Raw genomic sequence first — 9,602 nt, 5'->3', positions numbered from 1 at the left:
GCCATCGGGTCGTCGGCCAGCAGACGCACCCGCGCGCCCGCCGGCGCGGCCTCGAGCGCCTTCCTCAGACGCAGCGTCGGCACGGGGCAGCGATGGCCGCGCGCGTCGACGAGGATCTCATCGGGGAGGTCGGGACCATCCATGGCGCCGCATACAACGGCGCGGGCCGCGAGCCTAGCGTGGGGCCGCGCCTGCCGCGACGGCCCCAGACGCAACCGCGGCTGGCGCGGCGACGGGCGCTCTGGACGCCGCGGCGGTCGGCCCTGGCGATCCGAGCGTTCCGCTGGGCCCCACAGCGCCGCCCACGGGCGCAACCACACGGCCCGCGGCCACCGAGCCCGGCGCGACGCCGGCCACTGTGACGCCGCGCGTAGGGACCGTCGCCGCAGCGGCCACGCCTGCGACCGAGGCGTTCGCTGCGGCCTGCGCGCCGGCTCCGCCTGCGGGACCAACGCCGGGGCTCACCGGGAGGGAGCCGTTGGAGTTCGCAGGCGGAGAGACCGCCGCGGTCTGCGCGAGATCGGCGCTGGCCACTGCACTGCTTGCGCCGCCCACCGCCGATGCAGCGCCGCCCGCGGCGACGGTTGCGCCCGGGGTCGGGGTCGATGTCGGGCCGGCGGTGCTGCTCTGGGTGCCGGCCGGCAGCGAGGTGTCCATGACGCTGGCCGTGGTCGTGTCATCCTTCTTGCCGCAACCGGCGAGCATCAGGCCGCAGGCGACCGAGGCGAGGAGGAGGGTGCGGATCGGTCTTGACGTCATCGCCGTGACCATCAGCCAACCCGGCGGATCGGCGCGCGCTGGCGCTCGGATTTGACCAGGTTCCAGCCGGCGCGGGTGAGCACGAAGGCGTGCGGCGAGCCGCGCCAGCCGTTGGCGATGGCGGCGCCGCCGGCCCGCTGCATCAGGTGGCGGCCACAGAGGCGCAGGCAAAGGCCCATCACCATCGGATCGCGGTCGAACAACGGTTCCTGCAGCGCCGCCAAGAGGACGTCGCGTTCGGGGGCGGAGAGTTCCAGGGGCTCGCTCATGTTGGCGTAACGCCGATGCCCCGTCCGCGTTGCGCAAGCGTCGCCATAAGCTGCTTCCGCGCTTCACAATCGCGTGCGGCTGGGGAATGGTCGCCCGCGAAAATCAGCTCAAGAGGACGCCCATGAAGACCCACGCCGCCGTCGCATTCGAGGCCAAGCGGCCGCTGGAAATCGTCGAACTCGACCTGGAAGGGCCCAAGGCCGGCGAGGTGCTGGTGGAGATCAAGGCGACGGGGATCTGCCACACCGACGCCTACACCCTGGATGGCCTGGATTCCGAGGGCCTGTTCCCGTCGATCCTCGGCCACGAAGGCGCGGGCGTGGTGGTGGAGGTTGGGTCGGGCGTGACCAGTGTAAAGCCGGGCGACCACGTGATCCCGCTCTACACGCCCGAATGTCGGCAGTGCAAAAGCTGCCTCAGCCGCAAGACCAACCTCTGCACGGCGATCCGAGCGACCCAGGGCAAGGGGCTGATGCCCGATGGGACCAGCCGGTTCTCCTATAAGGGCCAGACGGTCTTCCATTACATGGGCTGCTCGACCTTCTCGAACTACACGGTCCTGCCGGAGATCGCGGTGGCGAAAATCCGCGCCGACGCCCCCTTCGACAAGGCCTGCTACATCGGCTGCGGCGTGACCACCGGCGTAGGCGCGGTCGTCAACACCGCCCGCGTCGAGCCAGGCGCCAATGTGGTCGTCTTCGGCTTGGGCGGCATCGGCCTCAACGTCATCCAGGGGGCCAAGCTGGTCGGAGCCAGCATGATCGTCGGCGTCGACATCAACCCGGCGCGGGAGGAATGGGGCCGTCGGTTCGGCATGACCCACTTCGTCAATCCCAAGGCGGTGGACGGCGATCTGGTCGCCCATCTGGTCCAGCTCACCGACGGCGGCGCCGACTACACCTTCGACTGCACCGGCAACACCACCGTCATGCGCCAGGCGCTGGAGGCCTGCCACCGCGGCTGGGGCGAGAGCATCATCATCGGCGTGGCGGAGGCCGGCAAGGAGATCGCCACGCGACCATTCCAGCTTGTGACCGGAAGGGTCTGGAAAGGCACGGCCTTCGGCGGCGCGCGCGGCCGCACCGACGTTCCGAAGATCGTCGACTGGTACATGGACGGCAAGATCGAGATCGACCCGATGATCACCCACACCATGCCGCTGGAGCGGATCAATGACGCCTTCGACCTGATGCATTCGGGCGAAAGCATCAGGAGCGTGGTGGTCTACTAGCTGAGCGCGGCTTCCTTCAGCTGCGGGAAGACCTTGGCGACCTTGCTCAGCAGGTAGTCGCCGTAGGTCCCCTCGAATTCGTGGACGGAGGTCCGGTCCCAGCGCTCGGCCTTGTCGGCGTCGCGCGCCGCCGCGTCGGTGGCGACGGCGGGCAGGGGCCGCATGGGCGCCATGAAGTCCGGATCGAAGAACAGCGGGAAGGAAAGGCGATCGTGGCCGCTGATATTTCGGACGCGGTGCGGCGTCGACTTGAAGCGTCCGCCGGTAAGCCGCTCCAGCATATCGCCGATGTTGCAGACCAGCGCGCCCTCGATGGGCGGAGCCTCGATCCAGCCGGAAGGCGTTTTCACCTGCAGCCCGCCGTGGCGATCCTGGGCCAACAGGGTGAGCAGGCCGTAGTCGGTGTGCTCGCCGACGCCCCAGGATTGGCTCCAATCGACGTCGGGGGAGCCGCCGGCTGGATAGTGGAAGATGCGGAACAGCACAGTGGGCTGCGCTGTGTAGGCGCGGGCGAAGTACTGCGGGTCGAGCCCGAGGCTCAGCGAGACGCCTTCCATCAGCATCGCCGCGGCTCGGGTGGCGCCGTCCATGTAGGCGCCGACCGCGACCTTCAGACCGGGTAGTTCAGCGGGCCAGAGGTTCGCACCGTGCATCGGCGTTCCGGCCTGCACCCTCGGATGATCCGGACCGAGTTCGGCGCCGAGGTAAAGGCCTTCCTTCAGGTCCGGGCGGCCAGAGGTGAGTTCCCCTCCCAACGGGAAATATCCGCGCCACGCCTTGCCGCCCCGCGCCATCGAGATCGCCATCTTTGCTTCGACTGGCAGGGCGAAGAACCTGCGGCTCTCGGCCTCCAGCGCGTCCAGCACATCCAGGCCGATGCTGTGGCCAACCAGGTAGAAGAAGCCGTGGGCCCGACAGGCCCGCGCGATTTCTTGGGCCGCCCTGGCGCGGCCAGCGGCGTCGCCAGGCCTGGACAGCGGCGTCATGTCGATGATCGGCAGGCGCTCGGTCACGTCAGGCCGCCCTCGGGCGCGGGCCGGGCGCGCTGGTTGTAGAGCAGCTTGCGGCGACGGGCCTGTTCCTCGGGCGTGACAGAGGCAGGGTCTTCCACCGAGCCGGCGGTCACCGCCATGCCCTTTTCAACGGCGGCCCGCGCCGACAGCTCCTCGAACCAGCGCTTGAAATACTTGAACTCGTCCAGGTCGATGCCCTGCAGCTTCCAGCTGGCGGTCCACGGATAGCAGATCATGTCGGCGACAGTGTATTCCGACCCGGTCAGATAGCGCCGATCGAAAAGCCGATTGTTCAGCACCCCGTACATGCGGTGCACCTCATCGGCGAAGCGGCGCTGGGCGTAGGACTGGTCGCCGGCTTCGGGCGGCACGCGGCTGAAGTGGCCGCGCTCGCCGGTCTTTGGGCCCTGGTTGGCCATCTGCCACATCACCCACTGGACGACGTCGTACTTGGCCCGCGTGTCCTGCGGCCAGAAGCGGCCCTCCTTCTCAGCGAGGTAGAGCATGATGGCGCCGGACTCGAAGACGCTGATCGGCTCGCCGCCGCCGGCCGGCGCGGTGTCCACCAGGGCCGGCATGCGGTTGTTGGGGCTGATCTTCAGCGAGGCCTCGGTGAACTGGTCGCCGCGGCCGATATTCATCGGCACGATCTCGTAAGGGGCGCCCAGCTCTTCCAGCAGGATCGTGACCTTCTTGCCGTTTGGCGTGGGCCAATAGTGCAGCTGGTACATGGGCGAGGCCTTTCCGGAGGGGCAGGGCGGAAACCCTAGTCCCCACCGTGGCGGCGGCAACCGACAAGTCCTGCAGGCGGGTTGAGCCCGTCTATTCCGCCGCGAGCCGTACAGGCGCCGTCTGCGGACCCCTGACCAGCCGTCCCGGAAATTGTCCAGTCGCCTGGCCGTCCTCGAAGGTGACGACCCCGGAGACCACGGTCGCGCGATACCCCTCCGCCCGTTGCACCAGACGGCGGCCCTCAGCGGGCAGGTCAAAGATCATCTCCGGCGCGAGGATGTTCAGGTGTGCGAAGTCAATGACGTTGATGTCCGCCTTCATTCCGGGCGCGAGCACGCCGCGGTCATGCATGCCGTAGAGCCGCGCGGTGTCCCGCGTCTGCATCGCGACAACCTTCTCCAGCGGCAGGCGCTCACCCCGCTCGCGGTCGCGGACCCAGTAGCTCAGCATGTAGGTCGGGAAGCTGGCGTCGCAGATCACCCCGCAATGGGCGCCGCCGTCCGAGAGGCTGAGGATCGTCGCGGGGTGGTTCATCATTTCGGCGATGTGGTCGAAGTTGAACTTCGCGTAGTTCAGCAGCGGCAGGTAGATGTACCCGCGCCCGTCGTTCTCCATCAGCATGTCGTAGAGGATCGCCTGGGGCGAGACGCCCAGTCGCTCGGCTTCCGCGGCGATGCTGTCCTGGACGCGCGGCTCGTAGTCGAGGCGCCCGTCGCGTTCGAGGCGGAACATGTTGCCGAAAGCGTGGGTCAAGAGCGCGCCGATCCCCGGCGGCGGCGGCACGTCCTCATTGAGGATCGCCTCACGCACCGCGGGGTCCTTCAGGTGAACCAGTCGCTCGGCGAAGGGCAGGGCGGCGATGGCGCGGTAAGCGCTCTTCTGGACGAAGGGGTGCACCGTCGATTGCCACCCCAGCACCATGCCGGTCGGCCGGCAGGCGATCTGGGCAGTGATCATCGCGCCCTCGGCCCGCGCGTCCTCGGTGAGCTTCAGGAGGTCGCGCCACTTCTCCGGCTGCATCGGAGATTGGAGCATCCCAAAGGTGACTGGCAGACCTGAGGCGGCGGCGAACTGCTTCATCCAGGCGAACTCGTCCTCCGGAATCATCATGTCCGAGGCGATCTCGAAGACCCCGTGGCCGGCCGCGCCGACGGCTCTGCCGATGCCCACCATCTCGTCGGCGCCGGCGAAGGTGCCGGGGACCGGCTCGCCATCTTTGGCGCGGTGCAACTGGGTGCGGGAGGTGGAGAAGCCCAGCGCGCCGGCCTCCAGCGCCTCGCGGGTGATCCGCGCCATCTCGGCGATGTCAGCGGGCGTCGCAGCTTCGTTGCGCGCCCCGCGCTCGCCCATCACGTAGGCGCGGATCGAACCGTGCGGCGCCTGGGTGGCCACATCGAGCACGAAGGGCTTGCGGTCGAGGCTGTCGAGATACTCCGGGAAGGTCTCCCAGTCCCACTTGATGCCTTCGGCCAGCGCCGAGCCGGGGATATCCTCCACCGACTCCATCAGGCCGATCAGCCAATCGTGGCGGTCGGGCCGGGCCGGCGCGAAGCCGACGCCGCAATTGCCCATCACCACCGTCGTCACCCCGTGCCAGCAGGAGGGCGACAGATAGGGGTCCCAGGTGGCCTGGCCGTCGTAGTGGGTATGGATGTCGACCCAGCCTGGGGTGACGAGCAGGCCACGGGCGTCGATCTCGCGGCGTCCGGGCGTTGCGACCTCTCCCACCTGACTGACCAGGCCGTCATCGACCGCCACGTCGGCGACGCGCGCAGGCCCGCCCGTGCCGTCCACCACCGTACCGCCGCGGATCACCAGGTCGTGCATCGTCGCCTCCCAGGGCTTTTGTCGTCATCCTAGGCGCCGCAGGCCCCGGAAGGGAACGGTGTCGCCACGGAAGCCTGCGGGGCGCCCGCCTTGTCAGGGTGGAGCTTTTCGCGTTCAACCCGCCTGCGGTCCGCATGGTGCGGGACCGGCGGCGGTGCGGAGAACAGCCCTTGGCGATCGGACCTTCGGGCGCCGAGGAAGCCGCCGGTATGCTGCAGGTGGCGCTGGACCTGCACAAACGCGGCGACGCCCGCATGGCCGCTGTCATCTATGAAGACGTGCTGCGGCGCGATCCCGGCAATCCGCAGGCTCAGCACTATCTGGGTCTGGCGCTGCATCATCAGGGTCAGTCCGACCAAGCGGTGGACCTCATCACCCAGGCCCTGGCCTCTCGCCCGAACGATGCGGTTATGTACGTCAATCGCGGGGTGGCGCTGAACGCTCTGGCGAGATCCCCGGCCGCGCTTGCGGACTTCGACCGGGCCCTTTTGCTCGACCCGGGCATCGTCCAGGCCCACCACGGCCGCGCCATCGCCCTGCGGGCCGTCGGGCGGCTGGAGGAGGCGCTCGCCGCCTTCGACCGGACCCTCGGCACCTGGCCGCGGCACGCTGGCGCCCACATCGATCGCGGCGACGCCCTGCGAGGTCTCGGGCGCTGGCAGTCGGCGCTGGAAAGCTTCGAGACGGCCACGGCTCTGGAGCCCAACAATGCAGCCGCCTGGTACAATCGCGGCGGAGCGCTGAAAGCGCTCGGGCGGATCGATGAGGCGGTGTCGGCCTACGATCGCGCCATCGCCATAATTCCGGACTTCGCCATCGCCCACCACAACCGTGCGGTGTGCCGACTTCACCTCGGCGACTACCCGGGCGGGCTCGAGGAATATGAGTGGCGCAAGGCCTGCCCGACCTTCACAGACCCTCGCTACCACATGGAGCGTCCTTGGCGCGGCGAGGCCTTGGCAGGGAAGTCGCTGTTCATCTATCCGGAGCTGTTCCAGGGCGATGTCATCCAGTTCAGCCGCTTCGTCGCGGCCGCCGGGAGGGCCGGCGCGGAGGTGACCTTCGCCGCGCCGCGGCCGATGCACGCGCTGTTGCGCACGCTCGGCCCGTCGATCGGGCTGCTGGACGAGACTGAGATCGCCGAGGGCTTCGACTACCAGTCGGCGCTGCTGAGCCTGCCGTACGGCCTGGGCGCCACGCTGGAGACCCTGCCGGCCGCGCCGTACCTTCGCGCCGATCCGGTGCGGGTGGAACGCTGGCGCCAGGTGATCGGATCGCAGGGCTTCAAGGTCGGTGTCGTGTGGCAGGGCAGCACCGCGCCCTACGCCTTGCCGCTGCAACGCTCATTCCCGCTGGCGAGCCTCCAGCCGCTCGCGGAGATTGCCAACGTCCGCCTGATCAGCCTGCAGAAGGTCAATGGCCTGGACCAGCTGGCGAACCTGCCGCCGTCCATGACGGTGGAAGACCTCGGCGAGGGCTTCGATCCGGGGCCGGACATCTTCATCGACACCGCCGCGGCGATGAGTTGTTGCGATCTCTTCATCACGCCTGACACCAGCGTCGCGCACCTGGCTGGCGCCTTAGGGGTCAAGACCTGGCTGGCCCTGCCGCAGGTCGCCGACTGGCGGTGGATGAACGAACGGCGCGACAGCGCCTGGTATCCGAGCCTGCGGCTATTCCGTCAGGGCGAGCCGGGCGACTGGCCCGGCGTGTTCGCCGCGATGGCGGCCCATCTCGCGTCCCTGGCCAGCGGTTGACCATTGAAATTCGCCGTGCCGATTTCACGGGCCGTTAGCCTCACTATGAGATCTTGATCGTCTTCGGCGCGACAGGCCCGGTCTGAAGGAGCTGCACGATGTTGGGTTTCGCCAAGCGCTTCCATGAGGATCGATCCGGCGCGACCGCCATCGAGTACGCCCTGATCGCCAGTCTGATCGCCGTGGTCATCGCCGGTGCGGTCGGCGCTCTGGGCGCCCAGCTGAGCACGACGTTCACCGGCGTTGCGGCGCTGTTTTCCGCTTAGGCCGCGGTGGGTGGAGCGAAGGCCGCGCCCCTGCTAGAACCCGCCGTCCGGACGGGTGGCCGAGTGGTTTAAGGCAGCGGTCTTGAAAACCGCCGTGGGTGAAAGTCCACCGTGGGTTCGAATCCCACCCCGTCCGCCATATGTGACGTATTATATAATTAATACAGTGACATAGAATTTTGAAATATCCGTATCCACACGCATTTCCGCACATCCAATCTTCGCAGGAAAGGCCTCGAAATGGCGCCTCAGACCAGGCGAAAAAACTGCGCTCGCACTCCCGGCCACACATCACTTTGAATTTGGGGTCCGCCGATAGCACTCCGGTCGGAGGAGGGCCAAATCGAATCCGGCCCTAGGGCCGCAAGCGCTAGATCGTATCGGGGCGACCAGAAAAAGCGCTCGAACGTCGCCACTGAAGGACGGCGCGGACTTCTTTCTCAGATCGGCGAAATGGCGTCGAACATCTCAAGGTGAGACGGCGGTGGGCGCGACTCGTCACCGCGCTCGTGGCGGAACAGATAATCGACCGCATTGACCATATCGGCTGGGCTGTAGGGCTTGCGGAGCGAAGCGATCGCCACGTCGCTCGCCAACCTCGCTCGATCCTGTTGCCCGCTGATGAAGAGCACCGGAACTCCGAGCGCCTTCAGGTCACACGCGAGCGCCACGCCATCGTCGCCTGCCGCGAGGTCTATGTTCACCAGGGCCAAGTCGGGCTTGACGCGACGCGCAAAGCCCAGGGCTTCCTGATGGCGGATCGCCAGTTCGAGGACACGGTAGCCGCTGTCCTCAAGCTCATCCTTCAGCACCATGGCTAGGAGAACCTGATCCTCCGCAATCAACAGGATTTTGGCAGGTGCGAGGCGCGCGCGATCGCCGATTTCCTCTACGATCTCCCGAAGCTCGTCCGGCGTGATGTAAAGGCGCGCCGCCCATGTGCTGACCTCCGCGTCGTTGGCCATATCGATGTCTTTGTTCGGCCGCCAGCTACGGAGTTCGCTGCGGGTTGGCGGTGGGACGATCGGCAAGGCGGTATCTCCCGAAAACGAGACGTAGTCACCGGGCCACGCGGCATAGTTGTCCCTGTGACTTTTCTACCAAACGCTGCAACGGCCGTCGTCGTTGCGTGCCTTTCGTGGGGTGCGTTACCCCCTGGCCCGTCGTTCCGCTGGCGTGATGCCGACGGCAGGTTTCCCCCAGAGCCGCGGTTCGCGACGTCCCCTTTCGGGGATTGAGTTCAAGACCGATTTCGACCTATTGCGGACCTCTACAACCGCCGACACCAACGGCCGAATTGCGCCGATTTTGTTGAAAAAGGCCTCTTGAGCCGATGACTCGGGGCTGATTCACTTCTCCTGGCAGCGGGAGATGCGGCGATGATGGGTGAGCGGCAAGTCGACCAGGCGGCGCTGTTCTACGAGTTCTCGCTGGAGCGCCATGTCCCCTCCGACCACATGCTTCGCTCGATCGACCGCTTCGTGGATCTGACTGAGCTGAGGGCGGGATTGGCGCCGTTCTACAGCCCGATCGGACGGCCCTCGATCGATCCTGAGCTGCTGATCCGCATGCTGCTGGTGGGCTACTGCTTTGGCATCCGCTCGGAACGTCGGCTATGCGAGGAGGTCCATGTCAACCTGGCCTACCGCTGGTTCTGCCGGCTGGGTCTGGACGGCGATGTGCCGGATCATTCGACCTTCTCGAAGAACCGGCATGGCCGTTTCCGTGAGAGCGATCTGCTGCGCCA

At 67.4% G+C, this 9,602-nt stretch carries 11 protein-coding genes and 1 tRNA gene; 5 read left to right on the top strand and 7 right to left on the bottom strand.

What is annotated here, in order from left to right; all coding sequences use genetic code 11:
• From E8A12_RS19270 to E8A12_RS19260, 3 genes are all read right to left on the bottom strand, one after another.
• Positions 1-143 (bottom strand): sulfurtransferase TusA family protein (locus E8A12_RS19270; protein ID WP_293371826.1); only part of this gene is annotated, 143 nt, incomplete at its 3' end.
• A gap of 31 nt (positions 144-174) precedes the next feature.
• Positions 175-759 (bottom strand): hypothetical protein, encoded by a 585-nt coding sequence (locus tag E8A12_RS19265; RefSeq protein ID WP_293371824.1) that lies wholly within the window; start codon positions 757-759, stop codon positions 175-177.
• 11 nt (positions 760-770) lie between these two features.
• Positions 771-1,028, bottom strand: a complete 258-nt coding sequence (locus tag E8A12_RS19260; protein ID WP_293371822.1) for a hypothetical protein — start codon at positions 1,026-1,028, stop codon at positions 771-773.
• 122 nt (positions 1,029-1,150) lie between these two features.
• Between E8A12_RS19260 and E8A12_RS19255 the strand changes: the two genes are divergently transcribed.
• Positions 1,151-2,260: an S-(hydroxymethyl)glutathione dehydrogenase/class III alcohol dehydrogenase gene (locus E8A12_RS19255; protein WP_293371820.1), complete on the top strand. Its 1,110-nt coding sequence runs from the start codon at positions 1,151-1,153 to the stop codon at positions 2,258-2,260.
• Here the strand turns inward: E8A12_RS19255 and E8A12_RS19250 are convergent.
• From E8A12_RS19250 to E8A12_RS19240, 3 genes are all read right to left on the bottom strand, one after another.
• Complete coding sequence (locus tag E8A12_RS19250) at positions 2,257-3,273, bottom strand: 2-oxoglutarate and iron-dependent oxygenase domain-containing protein (RefSeq protein WP_293371818.1); 1,017 nt, start codon at positions 3,271-3,273, stop codon at positions 2,257-2,259. The two genes, E8A12_RS19255 and E8A12_RS19250, sit on opposite strands and share 4 nt — an antisense overlap.
• Positions 3,270-4,004 (bottom strand): glutathione S-transferase N-terminal domain-containing protein, encoded by a 735-nt coding sequence (locus E8A12_RS19245; protein ID WP_293371816.1) that lies wholly within the window; start codon positions 4,002-4,004, stop codon positions 3,270-3,272. Before E8A12_RS19245 ends, E8A12_RS19250 begins: the two co-directional genes overlap by 4 nt.
• Positions 4,005-4,095: 91 nt before the next feature.
• Positions 4,096-5,832 (bottom strand): amidohydrolase family protein, encoded by a 1,737-nt coding sequence (locus E8A12_RS19240; RefSeq protein ID WP_293371814.1) that lies wholly within the window; start codon positions 5,830-5,832, stop codon positions 4,096-4,098.
• Between the two features lie 170 nt (positions 5,833-6,002).
• Between E8A12_RS19240 and E8A12_RS19235 the strand changes: the two genes are divergently transcribed.
• The 3 genes from E8A12_RS19235 to E8A12_RS19225 all read left to right on the top strand — a co-directional run bounded on the left by E8A12_RS19235 (position 6,003) and on the right by E8A12_RS19225 (position 7,994).
• Positions 6,003-7,589 carry a tetratricopeptide repeat-containing glycosyltransferase family protein gene (locus E8A12_RS19235; protein ID WP_293371812.1) on the top strand — a complete coding sequence of 529 codons (1,587 nt, stop codon included), beginning with the start codon at positions 6,003-6,005 and terminating at the stop codon, positions 7,587-7,589.
• A gap of 98 nt (positions 7,590-7,687) precedes the next feature.
• The gene (locus tag E8A12_RS19230; protein ID WP_293371810.1) at positions 7,688-7,855 is read left to right on the top strand and encodes a Flp family type IVb pilin; all 168 of its coding nucleotides are present in this window, start codon (positions 7,688-7,690) and stop codon (positions 7,853-7,855) included.
• Positions 7,856-7,904: 49 nt separating this feature from the next.
• Positions 7,905-7,994 (top strand) — tRNA-Ser (locus tag E8A12_RS19225).
• Positions 7,995-8,295: 301 nt separating this feature from the next.
• Here E8A12_RS19225 and E8A12_RS19220 read toward each other — a convergent pair.
• Positions 8,296-8,886 (bottom strand): response regulator, encoded by a 591-nt coding sequence (locus E8A12_RS19220; RefSeq protein ID WP_293371808.1) that lies wholly within the window; start codon positions 8,884-8,886, stop codon positions 8,296-8,298.
• Between the two features lie 348 nt (positions 8,887-9,234).
• On the opposite strand from E8A12_RS19220, the gene E8A12_RS19215 reads away from it, so the two are divergent.
• Positions 9,235-9,602 (top strand): transposase (locus E8A12_RS19215; RefSeq protein ID WP_293371806.1); only part of this gene is annotated, 368 nt, incomplete at its 3' end.

The organism is Phenylobacterium sp. (assembly GCF_004799395.1).
Classification (GTDB): domain Bacteria; phylum Pseudomonadota; class Alphaproteobacteria; order Caulobacterales; family Caulobacteraceae; genus Phenylobacterium.
This window is presented reverse-complemented; position numbering and strand designations above follow the sequence as displayed.